The 14,932-nt window shown below is 45.1% G+C and carries 14 protein-coding genes and 3 pseudogenes; 13 read left to right on the top strand and 4 right to left on the bottom strand.

Translation table 11 applies throughout. The annotated features are described in order from the left end of the window. Nucleotides 1–18 precede the first annotated feature (18 nt). A protein-coding gene (locus K331_RS0125580; RefSeq protein ID WP_156897719.1) for an IS3 family transposase occupies nt 19–1,139 on the bottom strand; the annotation gives its coding sequence in 2 pieces (ribosomal slippage) (nt 19–890 and nt 890–1,139; 1,122 coding nt in all). 68 nt (nt 1,140–1,207) lie between these two features. On the opposite strand from K331_RS0125580, the pseudogene K331_RS30585 reads away from it, so the two are divergent. From K331_RS30585 to K331_RS0125615, 6 genes and pseudogenes are all read left to right on the top strand, one after another. Next, a pseudogene (locus K331_RS30585) lies at nt 1,208–1,552 on the top strand (nucleotidyltransferase); the annotation flags it as partial. 225 nt (nt 1,553–1,777) lie between these two features. Continuing rightward, nucleotides 1,778–2,212, top strand: coding sequence for a hypothetical protein (locus K331_RS0125595; RefSeq protein WP_028592484.1), 435 nt, complete (start codon nt 1,778–1,780; stop codon nt 2,210–2,212). A gap of 312 nt (nt 2,213–2,524) precedes the next feature. Beyond that, nucleotides 2,525–3,040, top strand: a complete 516-nt coding sequence (locus tag K331_RS0125600; protein ID WP_028592485.1) for a DinB family protein — start codon at nt 2,525–2,527, stop codon at nt 3,038–3,040. A 171-nt stretch (nt 3,041–3,211) separates the two neighbouring features. Then, nucleotides 3,212–3,607, top strand: coding sequence for a hypothetical protein (locus K331_RS0125605; RefSeq protein ID WP_028592486.1), 396 nt, complete (start codon nt 3,212–3,214; stop codon nt 3,605–3,607). 11 nt (nt 3,608–3,618) lie between these two features. After that, nucleotides 3,619–4,269: a lysozyme inhibitor LprI family protein gene (locus K331_RS0125610; RefSeq protein WP_028592487.1), complete on the top strand. Its 651-nt coding sequence runs from the start codon at nt 3,619–3,621 to the stop codon at nt 4,267–4,269. Nucleotides 4,270–4,482: 213 nt separating this feature from the next. Further along, nucleotides 4,483–4,962: a DinB family protein gene (locus K331_RS0125615; RefSeq protein ID WP_028592488.1), complete on the top strand. Its 480-nt coding sequence runs from the start codon at nt 4,483–4,485 to the stop codon at nt 4,960–4,962. A gap of 174 nt (nt 4,963–5,136) precedes the next feature. Here K331_RS0125615 and K331_RS0125620 read toward each other — a convergent pair whose 3' ends face one another. Next, nucleotides 5,137–6,450: a hypothetical protein gene (locus K331_RS0125620; protein WP_028592489.1), complete on the bottom strand. Its 1,314-nt coding sequence runs from the start codon at nt 6,448–6,450 to the stop codon at nt 5,137–5,139. A 223-nt stretch (nt 6,451–6,673) separates the two neighbouring features. Between K331_RS0125620 and K331_RS0125625 the strand changes: the two genes are divergently transcribed. From K331_RS0125625 to K331_RS31750, 7 genes and pseudogenes are all read left to right on the top strand, one after another. After that, nucleotides 6,674–7,900: a M20 metallopeptidase family protein gene (locus K331_RS0125625; protein ID WP_036635962.1), complete on the top strand. Its 1,227-nt coding sequence runs from the start codon at nt 6,674–6,676 to the stop codon at nt 7,898–7,900. A gap of 29 nt (nt 7,901–7,929) precedes the next feature. Continuing rightward, nucleotides 7,930–8,769, top strand: coding sequence for an enoyl-CoA hydratase/isomerase family protein (locus K331_RS0125630; protein WP_028592491.1), 840 nt, complete (start codon nt 7,930–7,932; stop codon nt 8,767–8,769). After that, complete coding sequence (locus K331_RS0125635; RefSeq protein ID WP_028592492.1) at nt 8,759–9,592, top strand: enoyl-CoA hydratase/isomerase family protein; 834 nt, start codon at nt 8,759–8,761, stop codon at nt 9,590–9,592. Before K331_RS0125630 ends, K331_RS0125635 begins: the two co-directional genes overlap by 11 nt. 66 nt (nt 9,593–9,658) lie before the next feature. Continuing rightward, complete coding sequence (locus K331_RS0125640) at nt 9,659–10,867, top strand: L-serine ammonia-lyase, iron-sulfur-dependent, subunit alpha (RefSeq protein ID WP_028592493.1); 1,209 nt, start codon at nt 9,659–9,661, stop codon at nt 10,865–10,867. 365 nt (nt 10,868–11,232) lie between these two features. Then, a pseudogene (locus tag K331_RS32860) lies at nt 11,233–11,478 on the top strand (transposase); the annotation flags it as partial. A 38-nt stretch (nt 11,479–11,516) separates the two neighbouring features. After that, on the top strand, nt 11,517–11,723 hold the full coding sequence (locus tag K331_RS32865) for a transposase (protein ID WP_028592495.1): 207 nt from the start codon (nt 11,517–11,519) through the stop codon (nt 11,721–11,723). 319 nt (nt 11,724–12,042) lie between these two features. Next, nucleotides 12,043–12,322: pseudogene (locus tag K331_RS31750) on the top strand (gfo/Idh/MocA family oxidoreductase); the annotation flags it as partial. Between the two features lie 39 nt (nt 12,323–12,361). Here K331_RS31750 and K331_RS0125660 read toward each other — a convergent pair. Both K331_RS0125660 and K331_RS0125665 read right to left on the bottom strand, forming a co-directional pair. Further along, nucleotides 12,362–13,606: a CynX/NimT family MFS transporter gene (locus K331_RS0125660; RefSeq protein ID WP_028592496.1), complete on the bottom strand. Its 1,245-nt coding sequence runs from the start codon at nt 13,604–13,606 to the stop codon at nt 12,362–12,364. 351 nt (nt 13,607–13,957) lie between these two features. After that, nucleotides 13,958–14,629, bottom strand: coding sequence for a FadR/GntR family transcriptional regulator (locus K331_RS0125665; protein ID WP_028592497.1), 672 nt, complete (start codon nt 14,627–14,629; stop codon nt 13,958–13,960). Nucleotides 14,630–14,932 lie beyond the last annotated feature (303 nt).

Consider the following 14,932-nt stretch of genomic DNA (forward strand, 5'->3'; position numbering starts at 1 on the left):
TGGATTGTCAATAGTAAATCAGACAGCTTTTTTAAGGGCTTCTTTGCGATACTGAACAGGTGTCATGTATCCCAGCGTTCCGTGAATTCGATGCTTGTTAAACCAGTTGACATAGTCAGATAATTCTAATTCCAAATGACGGAGGCTTTGGAAGCTCATCTGGTGGATGAACTCCGTTTTCATAACTTTGTAAGTGGCTTCAGCCACGGCATTGTCATAGGGACAGCCTCTCATACTCAGAGATCGACCAATTTCAAATGTCTTCAGAAGCTCATCCATCCTTTGATTTTTAAACTCACTACCGCGGTCCGTATGAAACCACTGAATGTGACGCAAATCTCCCTCTACGGTAGCAAAGGCGCGGGAAATCAGAGCAGCGTCCTTATGTGGACCTGCACTATGACCAATAATCTCTCGATTGAACAGATCGATGAGCACACAAATGTAGTGCCACCGATTCTGGACTTTCACATAGGTCAGATCGCTGACGACAAAGCATTTGACTTCAGTCTGCTCAAACTCACGATCCAGTATATTCGTTGTTGTCGCTTCATTACAAGCCGTTTTATGAGGCTTATACTGGGCTATGGTATACGTGGAAACCAGGCCCTGCTCTTTCATGATCCGGCCAATGCGGCGTCTGGACACGATGAGGCCTTGTTCCTTGAGCTTGACTTTGATCTTTCGCGTGCCGTAGGCTTTTCGATTCTTGTGGAAAATCTCCACAATCGCTTCTATGAGTTGATCTTCTTTTCGTTGTTCTTTCGCTTCGTAATAGAATGTACTTCTTGCCATCTGCAGGACGTCACACATTGCTGATACCGAGTATTTATCACGGTTATTCTGGATGATAACTACTTTCGTCCCATGATCAGCGCTGCTTGCTTTAAAATGTCGTTCTCCATCCGCAAACGCTGAACTTCTTTTCTGAGAGCGCTCAATTCATTTTCTTCGGGCGAACGATTGTCCTTCTCCTTGAAGGAGCCTGTGGTCTTGGTTTGCTTGATCCAACGGTCTAAAGCCGAGGCTGTGAGGTCATATTCCTCCACAAGAGCTGCTCTGGATTTTCCGTTTTCATAGAGCTGCACCATTTGCTTTTTGAAGTCTGAGGTAAAGGTACGTCGTTGTTGTTTTGGCATTGTAGATATCCGCTCCTTCACTTGATAAGTTTATTCTACAAGCCCTTATTTTTTCTGTCCAACTAAGTGTAGCCGATCCAAATACAGAGACCAAGAAGGAAGTAGATCGTATACATCGTTTACTTTCTAATGCTAGTGATAATACAATGAAAACTAGATATATTAAAGGTTATTCTAAGAGATTAATTCGTGCATTATACTCTTTGGTTTTAGAAGATACAGGTGTATGGCAAGATGAGATTATTAAGATGAAGAATGCCATATTAAACTATTGTGAGATTGACTCCGCTTTAGTTGATTATCTGTATGCTTGTTACTTGGATAGTAATGTACTTGTTGAAGAGTTTCTGGGAATTGCAGATGAAGTATATAGCCATTTTGAGAACGCCTTAAATGCAATGGCTGCTTCCTGAAACCCCTTTGGCTAACACTATATTGACGCTTCGGGTCACTCTGAGAAGCGAGTGACCACATCCAGCCCCCTAAGCCCGTCGGGACGTCACTGCATTAGGTGTTCGGCAAAGCCTCACAACTATAAGCAGCGACTCTAAGAGGCCAGGACGTCGTCAATACAAAACATTATATGAAAGATCGGTAGACCTTTAAAAAGAGAAGAATTAGAAAAGGGGATAATGAAAATGGATGAAATTTACTTTTTAAGACATTACCTCTCGTCTCTCAAGTATCGATGTTCAAAAGCAATTCTAAATGCTCCAAGTAATTACCCGAATTATGAGCTCGGTAACGGTGTAAGAACTCCAATTGAAATTTTGGCACACATGTCTGATGTCATAAGATATGCCCAATCCGTTTTTGATAACCAAGTACAACTTAAGAAAGAATCAGGAAACTGGAATGACGAAGTACAGGCATTTTTTAATGAGCTGGATAACTTAGACAATTTAATGAAATCAAATGGAATACCAAACAAAGATAGAATTATCGAAAAACTGATTCAAGGACCATTATCAGATGCAATGACACATGTTGGTCAATTGTCAATGATAAGAAGAATGGCTGGAGATTCAATACCTGGAGAGAATTTCTTTATTGCTGAAGTAAAGGTTGAATAGTTATTGATAGTAGTTCAAGCAGACCGATACTTCAGATAACAAAATATTCACGCTTCGGGCCCTTCGGCCCTCGGTTCGCCCGATGAGACGAAGCTGAAAGTGGATTCAGGCGAACACACCCCCACCACCCAACCGCGTTGCGGCTCGTCACTTCGTTCCTTTAAGGTGGTGGGGCGTCGTGAGTGAATACAACAACGTTATAGGACATCAACGTGAGAGCATCAAACACACGAAAATCTGTTCAACCTAAAAACAAATATAAATACAGTGGAGAAGATATTAAAACTCAGTAAAGAAAGGGAGGAAGCTAGGATGCTTTATGATCTACAAGGTGAAGCAAATATGTCACCCATTGTTGGGATGTTATTTTCCACAGTAAAGGCAAATAATCAACGTTTAAAACTTATCACTGAGGGAATGTCTCAAGAAGAAGTTGATTATAAAGGTCCTAACGGCAACTATAATAGTACCGCTCAGTTGATTAGACATCTGTCGTATGTAGACCTTAACTGGGTTTACAGGCTAAAGAGAGAACCTCTACCTGATATTTTGAAAGAGCAATATGGTCCTATGATAGATGAGAATAATAAACTTCCGATGATTAAGGGGATGCCTTTAAATACTCTAATGTCAGATTACCAAGATGTAATAAGATTGTTAGAAGATACATGCACACAATTAACAGATTCCAACCTTGATCAAGTGGTTAATTTCGGTCATCAAAATGAAAAGCAAGCGACCATTCGTTGGGGGCTATGGCATATAGCTGACCATTGCCGTTATCATCAAGCCCATATAAATCAACTTAGAAAATGGTATAACGAATAAATGGATTACTGTAAGTATCTTGAAGACGATGGTGACATCCTATTACAATATATTCAGGCAGCGAGCATTCGCACTTGGTCCATCATACACCGAACACCCAGCATACACTGGGTCGTGAATACAGGAACGTTATATGACATCCAAGCAAGTCATTAAAGGAGTGATTAATTGATGTCAATGGTACACGACAATGTGATTTTGGCATATGAAGTTGATCTACAACATGACCAAATCATATTACATACAACCTATGAAGGTGGCAGTACAAGGGAAGAGACCAAGATTGTATTTAAAGATGTATTGAATCATAGGTTCGAACACCAATTAAAGGGTAGTATTATCCTGGATATTGTTGAATCAGATATTAGCCATTTTATTAAAGATAATCTAAAAATATTAGAAGAGAGCAAAAATTATGGTTGGCCAATCCGTTATCACTCAATATTAGAATTAGAAAAAAAGATAACTGATGAGAGCTATAAATACATCGAAATCATGTCTTCTTATGGGTTAAGTGGATGGGTCTTAGCGAAGGGTTATGAAGTTAATGTTAAAGATGAAATTTAAGGAGATCATTTATGAAAGGTAAGATCCTTTTATTATTTTTTATTACGATCATGTGTTCATCTTGTCAAAATGTTAGTCAATCGACTACTTTAAACGGCGAAACTAAATCAATAATGAATTCTGAACTGCCTCCTGATGTAGTGAGTACAGGTAATGGAACAGAATCGAAAGAAATAACTGAAGGCCGATCAGTTCCTTCTAACAATGAAGTGTTATCCATGAGCCTTGGGAACTATGATTTGAAAGGAGAATTTTATGATGAAATGCTCCGAAATCCTATAGATCATGATTACGAAGTGGAGTTTAATGAACTTCAAAATTCCAAAGAGTCTACAACATTGGGATGGGGGGCGTTGGAAGGCAAGTACATAGAGATTTGGGATAAAGAGTTGAACCAAATATATAATAAGCTTCTTTCTAAGTTGGATAAAGAATCAAGAGAAGCACTAATTGAATCGCAGAAGGAATGGTTACAGTATCACTTAAGAGAGACAACATTTGTAGAGAAGACATTCATTAATAATGGTTACCTTGGATCACAAGGATCGGTAAGCCTAGCCACAGCTATAATGGAGAGAATAAGGGAAAGAACAATGCAATTATTTGAATATCGATATTTGCTGGATGGTGAAGTTGAGTTTTTATACCAAAGTAAAAAATAGAATTGGAGTCTTGATCAAAGTTTTTTAGCTGATGCTTTGAAGACAGTAACGGTGGACAACAATGTATTTACACTGTGGGCATACGCTCTGGGTCCGGAAATGGAGTTTCGGAGAAGCATAGGCGCCGGACACCCATCATATCATACGCTGGGTCGTGAATACAGGAACGTTCTCCGAAAGAACCCTAAATCAATTAAGAGAAGAGGATCATTTATGACCTATAAATCCATTTTAATAGATCAATTAACTGCATGTTATAACGATAAGAGTTGGTTTATTCCTCTTGCGGATATACTGGAAGATTTAACAGTAGCAGAAGCAGTTACTGAGAATGACAATAAACAAACGATTTGGTCCATTGTGAATCATCTTATTTATTGGAATGAAAAATGGCTTGAGCGTTTTAAGGCAGGAGAATTTATATTAAATAATGCGATTAACAATGATGAGACATTTTCTTTGACTCAAGATCAATTGAATGATGTAGGCTGGAAGGAGACATTAAATAGACTTGAGCATGTATTTAGCAATTGGAGAGTTATTTTAGAAGAAACAGATGAATCAAAGCTCACAAAACAACTTCCAGAATATTTTAATGCTCCTTGGTGGGGAGTTGTTTCTAATTTAAGTATTCATAATGCATATCATATCGGACAAATCATGTTGTTAAAGAAACAAATTCGAGTTAAATAATATTTTTTAGGCTGTTCACAGATAAGGGGGGGACAGCTTATGCAGAGCTGGTCGTCCGGCCAGGAAGTGATTTGACTTGGTAAATCAAGCGCAAAAAAGGCACGTTTTCAGTTTTGAAAATGTGCCTTTTTTGCCATTAATTTTAAGTCGAAATGGCAAACGTAACAATGAGTGTCATCTGCTTAATTTGCGCCCTTCTTTGTCGAGAAACAACAGTTCGTAGTATTTTTTGGGTCGCCCTTTACTGTTGTCTCGTTTTTCAAAAACCGTTTGTACGTAGTTACTTTCTTCAATTTTGTTAAGGATACGGTTTGCACCTCTGACGGTCATGGACAGGCACCCAGCAACATCCTCAGAGGATAATTTATTGGTTCTCATGATTTCTGCATAGGACATGATTTTTTGCAGGTTGATGTTGTTTATTCCGATCCTTTTGGCTAACGCGATGATTTCCGGGTCCCCCTGTTCAGAGAACTGTATGACATTGATGCTCCGCATTGGGCCGATAACCTTCTGATCCTCGTTTATAAAAAAGCTGCAGCTGCCCGTAAAGGCTTCCGCCTGTCTGTGAGCTTTGGTGGCGTTAATGTTAGCTTGAAAATATTCATGCCCCGAGCCCCACCCGATCTTCAGCTTGTCGCTTATGCGCTCTTCCAGATACTCCAGCAGGGTGCAGTTATGCGCGTTAGAGGTGATTTTCATGAAATTTCCATAGGTGGTGTATAGTCTGACAAAGCCTTCCGAAATTTGGGCCGTGTCTGCCAGATTCACGCTGCGCAGAAACCTGCCGACAAGGACCTTCAGCTCATGAAGCTGCTCTTCAGATGGCGGATCCGCCGTATTGGTCGATAAGCATGCAACAACTGCCCTCTGGCTCTTAAGCTTGAGGATGGTAATTTCGTTGATGATCTCTCTGATGGCCTCTTTAACGTTCTCCAAAGTGGGCCGGATTAAGATATATCTGACTCCGTGCTTTTTGAGTTCTGGAACAAAGTGGCCGAACGCGGTGATGGACAGGTCTATTTTCTTGTCTTCCCACAGCGTGATATGGTTCTCCAGCATTGTCTCCACCCGTTCGAGCAGATCACCGCTGTCAATGGGCTTTCCCTCATGAGTCAGGTATTGCTGGAATTCGCTGAAAGACTCGATTATATACGCATAATCCACATAGATCCGGGATATATCAAGCCCAGGTTCTGTAACCAGCAGCCGGAAAAGTTCCCTATATAGAAGGTTTTCATTATCCTGCAAAATGTGAACAGGTACTTTTTCATCCAGGCATTCCTTATCGATTGACTCGTAAAGCATCCTGCCACTGATCACAAATCCATCCACCGAATCTAAGTTTTTGAGATAGATGTCTGTTGTTTCCCGGAAGTTGCCGATTGTAAGAAACCTGAACTGACATAAGGGCCGCATTTCTTCTTCAATGGCGCGGAAATAGTCCATATGGGTCTCAGGCGTGATAATACCCAGCTTGATTTTCATGATAGATTCCTTTCATAAACAGTTCAATCAAAAGAGTTATATCACAATAAATGTGATATTTCAATGTTCCGGCAGCCTCTAAAATAATGTTCTTAAAATGTCTTATTTTCTCTTGACAGCGAACGGATTTAAAAGTACGATGAAAGTGTTCTTAAAAAGTCTTAAAATATGAAGGGGGAATGTGTACTCTGTTCTTACGTTCATTCAATTTGTGCTTTAGGAGATGTTCATTGTGATTGAAGAAGCTGGAGATTTTTTGGGTATGGCCCATCAGCTGCAGGACAAATTGGTCAAGCACAGGCATCATCTTCATGCGGTTCCGGAACTTGATTTAAGTTTGCCGAGGACAACTGCCTACGTAAAAGAGGTGTTGGAGTCGATGGGGCTTGAACCCACGCCCGTAGGAGAGTCAGGTCTAATGGTTACGATCGGCGGACAACATGCCGGGAAGGTGATTCTGATCCGTGCGGATATGGATGGGCTGCCCATTCAAGAAGAAACGGAGCTTTCTTTTGCGTCGTTGAACGGAAACATGCATGCATGCGGTCATGACTTGCATACTTCCATGCTGCTCGGAGCTGCGGAGATCCTGAAGGCCAACGAAGAGCAGCTTCGCGGGACGGTTAAGCTTATGTTTCAGCCGGGTGAAGAGACTCTGCACGGGGCAAAGATGATGCTTGAGAATAGGATTCTTGACAATCCTAAGGTGGATGCAGCCATGATGCTTCATGTGTTGACCGGAATGCCGCTTCCTCTCGGACAATTTGTAGTGCCTGAGGAAGGTGGAGCGATCTCTGCTTCGTCGGATTGGTTCGAAATCATCATCCGCGGCAGGGGCTCACATGGCGCAATGCCCGAGGCGGCAGTGGACCCTTTGAATGTGGCTGCTCATCTTCATCTGTCACTGCAGGGTATCCTAAGCCGGGAAATTTCGCCGATTGATAATGCGGTGCTTACCATTGGCGTGATGGAAGGCGGAACTACGAACAACGTGATTCCCGATACGGCCAGATTGAAAGGAAGCGTGCGCACATTTGACGCTGCATTGCGGGATAAAGTGGAAGCCCGTATCCGCGAAATTAGTGCAGGGATCGGAGATACTTTTCAGGCCAAGGTGGAAGTGATCTATACGAGGGGTTGTCCTGAAGTGAAAACGGATGGCGGACTTAATGAGCAAATGAGGGCTTCAATTGCAAATACCTTTGGCGACGGCTCCTATATCGGTATAACTGAGCTGGTACCCGGCGGTAAATTAATGGGCTCGGAAGACTTCGCGTTTGTCTCACAGGCGGTGCCAAGTACCACTGTGTTTCTTAACGCAGGCAATGTCGAAGAAGGTTATAGTTACCCTGTACACCATCCTAAGACGATGTTCTCGGATGAGGTGCTTCATAGAGGGGCTGCGGCTTACGCAGCTTTTGCCAGAGATTGGCTTGAAAGTAACAGTTAAGCTCTAAACCAAACTTAGGAGGAATTACAATGACAGAGAGACGTATGATTGGGCCTACCAAATTTGAAGAGTACTCGGAGAAATACAAGGAATTCTTGTTAATGACCCGCCGTGACGGAATCATCGAAGTTCGGCTGCACACTGACGGAGGGTCGTACAAGCACAATTGGGAAGCTCATACCGCCTGGTCTCATGCCTGGTCAGATATTGGCCGCGACCCTGAGAACGAAGTCATGATTATTACGGGAACAGGGGATAAATGGCTTATTGGCGACCCGGAGGTCTGGAATACGAAATTTATGGACTGGCCGAAGCAAAAGAAACTCGAACAGTATCATGAATCGCTGAGATTACTTGAGAATTTGATCTTCTGCATTGACATCCCGACCATCGGGGCGGTCAACGGGCCGGGAACGCACTGTGAACTCGCAACGCTCTGTGATATTACCATTTGTACAGAAGACGCTGACTTTTTCGATCCGCATTATCTGGGAGGCACGCCTCCAGGAGATGGAATGCTGCTCACACTGCAGAGCATGATCGGGTTCAAGAAAGCAGCCTACTACGCCTACACCGGCAAGAATATCAATGGTCAGACCGCCTTGGACCTGGGTATCGTCAGTGAAGTTCTGCCCCGTGAGCAGCTTCTCCCACGCGCTTGGGAGCTCGCGGAGATGATCATGCAGGCACCGCGTTCAACGAGACATCTGTCTCACTCCATTATCTCCCGGCCATGGAAGCAAGCTCTGGTCGCCGATCAGGGATTCCAGCTTGCCCACCAGATGTACGACATGGCCATTGATGAAGAAGGAGCGCTGGAGCGCCTGAAGAAAATGCAAGGACGCCTGATGGGCAACGATGTTCAATAGAAAGATGACGGGACTTACACGGTTCGAAGAGTACTCGGAGAAGTACAAGGACTTATTCCTCATGACCCGCCGCGGCGGCATCCTCGAAGTGCGTATGCACACTGACGGTGGACCGTTACAATTCGACTGGCCGGTCCAAGCTGCATATGGTCATGTATGGTCAGATATTGGCCGTGATCCTGAGAATGAGGTCATGATCCTTACAGGGACAGGAGAGTTGTGGCAGATAGGCAACCCTGAAGTCTGGAATACGAAATTCATGGATTGGCCGTATCGCCGGAAGCTGGAAATGTACCATGAGTCACTCAGAATGATTGAAAATATGGTTCATTGCCTTGACATCCCCACGATCGGGGCGGTCAATGGCACAGGCGCACACTGGCAACTGGGAACGCTTTGTGATATTACCATTTGTGCGGAAGACACAGTATTCTTCGATGCCCATTATCTGGGCGGTGTTCCGCCTGGAGACGGAATCGTTCTGGCCCTTCAAAAGATACTGGGGAGCAAGAAAGCTGCATACTACGCATACACGGGGATGAACATTACTGCCCAAGAGGCACTAGACCTCGGTCTGGTTAGTGAGGTATTGCCTCGTGAACAGCTTCTTTCACGGGCATGGGAGCTGGCAGAGATGATCATGCAGGCCCCCCGCTCTACAAGACATCTTACGCATTCGATTGTGTCGCACCCGTGGAAACAAGCTTTTGCAGAGAATCAAGGTCTCCAGCTTACACACCAATTGTATGACATGGCTATTGATGAAGAGGGGATTCAAGAACGGCTGATGAAGCTCAAGGAACGTTTTCAGAGGAATGGGTAATACGCCTGGTCAAGCCGTAGGAGGAAGATCTTAAGCCAAAGACAACTGAGAAGGGATAAGGGTGCTATGAGATCGTTGACTGAACTATTTAAGATTGGCAGCGGACCGTCCAGCTCCCATACCATGGGGCCGGAGAAGGCGGCCAGAATCTTCAAAGCAGAAAATGAAGATGCAGACCAGTTCAAGGCACTGATCTATGGTTCCCTTGCCAAAACAGGCAAAGGCCATATGACGGACACGGCCATTATTCGCGCATTGTCACCCGCTTCAGCGGAGGTTGAATTTGTTCCGCAGCCAGATTTTATTCTACCCCATCCCAATGCGATGGACTTGTTCGCTTACCAAGACGGTCAGCAAACAGCCTCCATGCGCGTTGTCAGTATCGGCGGCGGAGACATTGTGATTGAGGGACGGGAGGAGGTGCGGGGAGCTGATGTCTACCCGGAGAACAGCTTTGCAGAGATCAGCGCCTTGTGTAAAGCGAATCATTTCCGCCTAAGCGATTACGTCGAGCAGCGTGAAGGCATACAGATCTGGGATTTCCTCCAAGGCATCTGGGAAGCGATGAAGAGGTCAATCGACGAAGGGCTGTCTGTCACAGGTATTCTGGAAGGCGGCCTGAATGTCGAACGCAAGGCGAAATATCTGTATCATCAGGGGCATGCGGATGAGAGCCCGGAGACGCGGGAGAACCGGATCGTCAGCGCATATGCTTTCGCCGTCAACGAACAGAATGCCGCCGCCGGTACAGTCGTAACGGCCCCGACCTGCGGAGCCAGCGGTGTTGTGCCTGCCTCGCTACGATATATGCAGGAGAAGATGCAGGTCCCGGACGAACAGATTCTTCGTGCACTGGCTGTCGGCGGGCTCATCGGTAATCTGGTCAAGCAGAACGCCTCGATCAGCGGCGCTCAGTGCGGCTGCCAGGCGGAGGTTGGCACGGCTTGCTCTATGGCAGCGGCTGCACTGGCTGAATTGTCCGGTATGGAGATCGACCAGATTGAGTATGCGGCGGAGGTTGCCATGGAGCACCACCTGGGGTTAACCTGTGATCCGATTAACGGACTAGTTCAGATCCCTTGCATTGAGCGGAATGCGGTCGGTGCGATGCGGGCGATCAATGCGCTGAGCCTGGCCAAATTCTTGTCGGGTACCCGTAAAATATCCTTTGATCTGGTTGTACAGACCATGTATGAGACAGGCCTGGATATGAACAGCAGTTACCGCGAAACTTCAGAGGGCGGGCTCGCTAAGCTCTACAAAATTGACAGTTAAATGATACTGCCATGATGATGGGGCATTAATTCCATACTTGTGTAATGAGACGAGAGGCTGTCCCAAAAGCCATGAAATGGCTGCTTGGGTCAGCCTTGTTTTTACGTAGGATATACGTAGGCTTTTTGGGTGGACGCTCCGTGAACGGACCGTTGTTACAATCGCTGTTGTCCCCAGATTTTATTTATTCTCCTAAGCGGTGAAAATCCGGGGACAAAGGCGACCGCTGCCGCTTTTCCACAATCAGTCCGTCCTCTCCACTGTTTAAGCGGGAAACCAATCCTCCATCTTTTACAAACACAAAAAAAGAAACATCACTTTTGGTAAAATGGAAGTGCGACCAACCATTTCAAAGGAGAGGTTTCTACCCTGGTGGTGGCCGTGACAGCTATCACCCTAAAATGCTTACCAAAGTCATCATTTGCGCCTACACTCAGCGTATGTATTCCTCCCGCCAAATCGCTAAATCCATCCGCGAGAACATCCTCTTCATGTGGCTCGCCGGCCGGCAGCGGCCAGACTTTCGTACCTTGAACCGCTTCCGTTCCCAGCGGATGAAGAGCGTTCTCGAATCCGTATTTACCGCCGTGCTTCAGTTTCTGGCTGACGAAAAGAAAGCTGCACGAAGGCAAGGGGAAATCGGGAAGCCATGGTGAGTTTGGAACGATTACGGTACCAGAAACAGGCTCGGGAAATGCTGCAAAGCGAGGAAGGATACCTCTTAGCCGTACGCCGAATGACGGAGCCAGAAAGCGTATTTGGACAACTGAAGAACAAGCGGGGTTTCCGGCGATTTCTGCTTCGCGGCATAGAAAAAGGTGATACTGGAGGTCGGCTGGCTTTCGCTCGCCCATAATCTATTGAAGCTAGCAGCAAATGACCAAAAACGCAGAGCAGCGATTCTCCAATAATGGGAGAATCGCTGCTCTATTGACGTTTTAAGCTTTTGAGAAGACAGAGGGCCTATCTCCGCCAGTAGAATATCTACTTATGAGACAGCCTCTTTTTGGGAGGCTATGTAAGGCGGGCTGCTGCGGTCTCAGCATGGTCGAGCCGGGCAGTCTGACCAAGGCAGAGCTGGTCGTCCGGCAAGAAGTGATTTGACAGGGCGCAGCCGGGATTAGAAAATGTATGTGTGTACATACAGCCGTGAATTAAGTAGAGAAGGACTACGAATGAAACAGCTACACATTGGAATGATAGATTATAAATTCATGGGCAAGGCCCACAGCAATGCCTACCGCAGTCTGCCGATATTCTTCCCGCAGCCGTGAAGCCGCAAATGTCGGTCATCTGCGGACGCAATGAGGAAGTTGTACAAGGGGCTTCGTCACACAACTCGGCTGGTCGGAAAGTGTGACCGACTGGAAGGAACTAATCGCCCGCGGCGCCATAGATCTGATTGATATTAACGCGCCAAGCAACGCCCATAAAGAAATCTCCCTGGCGGCAGCCGCTAGGCTTCAACTACCGTTTCTCTGACAACAAGAGTCATTACAATTTTGCAGAATCAACAAATTGATTTCTAGCCGCACCCAAACCAACCATACCGAGTAGAGCAGAAGCGCCAACCAACATCAGGAGTGGAACGCTCCAACCATGAGTGGCATCATGCAAATATCCAATTAGCGCTGGGCCAATTGCGGCCAGTAGATATCCGATGGATTGGGCCATCCCCGATAATTCAGCCGCCTGATGGGCACTTTGGGTACGTAAGCCGAAAAACATCATAGATAAGCCAAAGGCAAAGCCCACGCCAATACCTAGAATAATAACCCAAAGTGAAAACAGATGGATGCTGCTATAGAGAAGTCCAAGTGTTCCAACCAAAAGCAGAATCGTTGTAATAATCACTAACAACCGTTGGTTAGGCATGCGCCCAGCCATAACAGGAACGATAAATGCAAAGGGGAGCGAAGCTATAATCAGAATCGAGAGAAACCAGCCTGATTGACTCGAACTGATGCCCTGACCTTTTAGTATTTCAGGTAGCCATGCCACTAGCACATAAAAAATGGTCGATTGTATTCCCATAAAAAGAGTTACCTGCCATGCTAATGGAGAGCGCCATATATTAATCTGATGGTTGTTCCCTGCGCTGCTGGCAACAGCGGCTGGTTTCGCTGGGGCCTTGAGTTGCGGTACCCATAAGAGAATGGAGATGACGCTAAGTATCCCCCATACCCCCAAGGCACCTTGCCAGTTCAAGCCTGCCCCCACGGCTAAAGGAACACTGATACCCGAAGCGATCGCCCCGCATAGATTCATGGAAACAGAATAAACCCCTGTCATAGTACCCATTTGCTGCGGAAATTCCTGTTTAATCAGGCTCGGTAGTAATACATTACATATGGCAATAGCGAACCCCAGAACTGCGGTTCCAACATACAAGGTCACCACCCCGGATAACGAGCGAACAGCGATACCCATGGTCAAAACAATAAGGGAAATGAGGATAATACGTTCTACACCATATCTACGTCCTAATTTTGGTATAAAGGGTGATAACAATGCAAATGCAATTAGTGGAACTGTAGTAATCAGGCCTGCTAAGGTATTTGAAATATGGACGTTCTCCCGAATAATACTGACTAATGGCCCCACCGATGTGAGGGGAGCACGCAAATTTGCTGCGATAAAAATAATTCCTAAGATCATGAACCAAAATGTCGCTTGCTTGCGAGTTCTGGTATCGAGTATTGCATTCTGTTTTTTTAACAATTGTTCTGATGAACTCATAAGGCTTCCTCCTACGCTTTAGTTTTAGGTTATTTAATCGTCAATTTCTTCCTTGTAGAAGAAGTGCCCTTAAGAGGGGATGCATTATTTGTTACTAAATTGTGCGTGATATAGTCGATTGTAATATCCAGCAGCGGAAAGGGGACTGCTGAATTGCAGTTTCCATTTCGCCACCCAGTACAGGGGTGTTCGCGTTCTAAGTCAGGATCGGCGAATTTGTAAGGAACATTCGTGAAATAACCAATTGCTGTTTTCGTCGCACGGACAAGAAAATAACGGAATAGCACGTCAAAAAGCTCCAAACCTGTTATTCTCGGGTCTAGTCGTGCTCGTGCATTTAAAGTGCTTCATTTAGCATAGTGTAGCACGAGCCTTTTCAATGTATGAGCGAACAGCTTCCTCGGCTTGATGGCAATCTTGATTCACAATGGCTTGATAAAGCAGTTCATGTGAGTCGTGATAAAAAGCTGCATTTTTGAAGTCCGTTGTTTCTAAAATCGTGTTTTGCAGCGCCTCCGAAATATGATTATACAAATTTGACATCAATTGGTTATGCGAAGCAGCAATCACCATTTTATGAAACTCGACATCCCAGTGAGCATAAGCTTTGAGATCCTTCTGGCTGGCTGCTTGTCTGCACTGCTCCAAGCATGACCGAATTGCCTCCAAATCTTCTTCGCTTCTCCTGAGCGTAGCCAGGGTAGCAGCCTCTCTTTCCATGGCGTATCGAACCTCCAGGCTCTCAAGCCTATCGGTGTGCTGAATCACTTTTTCAATCACTGCCCCCAAAACACTTGAGGAGCAGACATAGGTCCCATCCCCTTGTCTAGTCTTCAGCAGCCCCGCATATGTTAAAGCCCGAATGGCTTCCCTCAAGGTATTACGGCTGACTTGAAGTTGTTCCATCAGTTCGGGCTCTGGAGGAATACGCATCCCTACTTGCCATTCGTTGTTTTCGATCTTCCCCTGGATCTGGGAGGCTACCTGCTCCACCAAGGTTAAACGTTGCGTCTGAGTTAACAACAGCATCACTCCTTTATTTAAACGTAGGATGTTTGGTATATCGGTAGTATTATAATAGATTGACTTTGATTTGGGAAGATGAAATTGATAATTATTATCATTTATCTCTTTCAGGGAATCCAATTGGAGCGTAGATAAAATTATAGTATGAGCATAAAAAATGGACAGACCATGTGAGGCTTACTCCACATAGCCTGTCCATTTTATTCATAACGACTAAGATCAAAGCGGCGAACTGCCAGGATAAAGGCAATTATCAACTGTTGTTTGCAATCCTCGTCCATACCTCCATTACAAAGTGTA

This window comes from Paenibacillus massiliensis subsp. panacisoli DSM 21345, from assembly GCF_000426545.1.
GTDB classification, from domain to species: Bacteria; Bacillota; Bacilli; order Paenibacillales; family Paenibacillaceae; genus Paenibacillus; species Paenibacillus panacisoli.

Excerpts from the sequence above, each read along its gene's own strand:
- K331_RS0125640 (WP_028592493.1), top strand. The coding sequence starts at position 9,659 with ATGAGATCGTTGACTGAACTATTTAAGATTGGCAGCGGACCGTCCAGC.
- K331_RS0125620 (WP_028592489.1), bottom strand. The coding sequence starts at position 6,450 with ATGAAAATCAAGCTGGGTATTATCACGCCTGAGACCCATATGGACTAT.
- K331_RS0125625 (WP_036635962.1), top strand. The coding sequence starts at position 6,674 with ATGTTCATTGTGATTGAAGAAGCTGGAGATTTTTTGGGTATGGCCCAT.
- K331_RS0125595 (WP_028592484.1), top strand. The coding sequence starts at position 1,778 with ATGGATGAAATTTACTTTTTAAGACATTACCTCTCGTCTCTCAAGTAT.
- K331_RS0125635 (WP_028592492.1), top strand. The coding sequence starts at position 8,759 with ATGTTCAATAGAAAGATGACGGGACTTACACGGTTCGAAGAGTACTCG.
- K331_RS32865 (WP_028592495.1), top strand. The coding sequence starts at position 11,517 with ATGGTGAGTTTGGAACGATTACGGTACCAGAAACAGGCTCGGGAAATG.
- K331_RS0125600 (WP_028592485.1), top strand. The coding sequence starts at position 2,525 with ATGCTTTATGATCTACAAGGTGAAGCAAATATGTCACCCATTGTTGGG.
- K331_RS0125615 (WP_028592488.1), top strand. The coding sequence starts at position 4,483 with ATGACCTATAAATCCATTTTAATAGATCAATTAACTGCATGTTATAAC.
- K331_RS0125660 (WP_028592496.1), bottom strand. The coding sequence starts at position 13,606 with ATGAGTTCATCAGAACAATTGTTAAAAAAACAGAATGCAATACTCGAT.
- K331_RS0125630 (WP_028592491.1), top strand. The coding sequence starts at position 7,930 with ATGACAGAGAGACGTATGATTGGGCCTACCAAATTTGAAGAGTACTCG.
- K331_RS0125605 (WP_028592486.1), top strand. The coding sequence starts at position 3,212 with ATGTCAATGGTACACGACAATGTGATTTTGGCATATGAAGTTGATCTA.
- K331_RS0125610 (WP_028592487.1), top strand. The coding sequence starts at position 3,619 with ATGAAAGGTAAGATCCTTTTATTATTTTTTATTACGATCATGTGTTCA.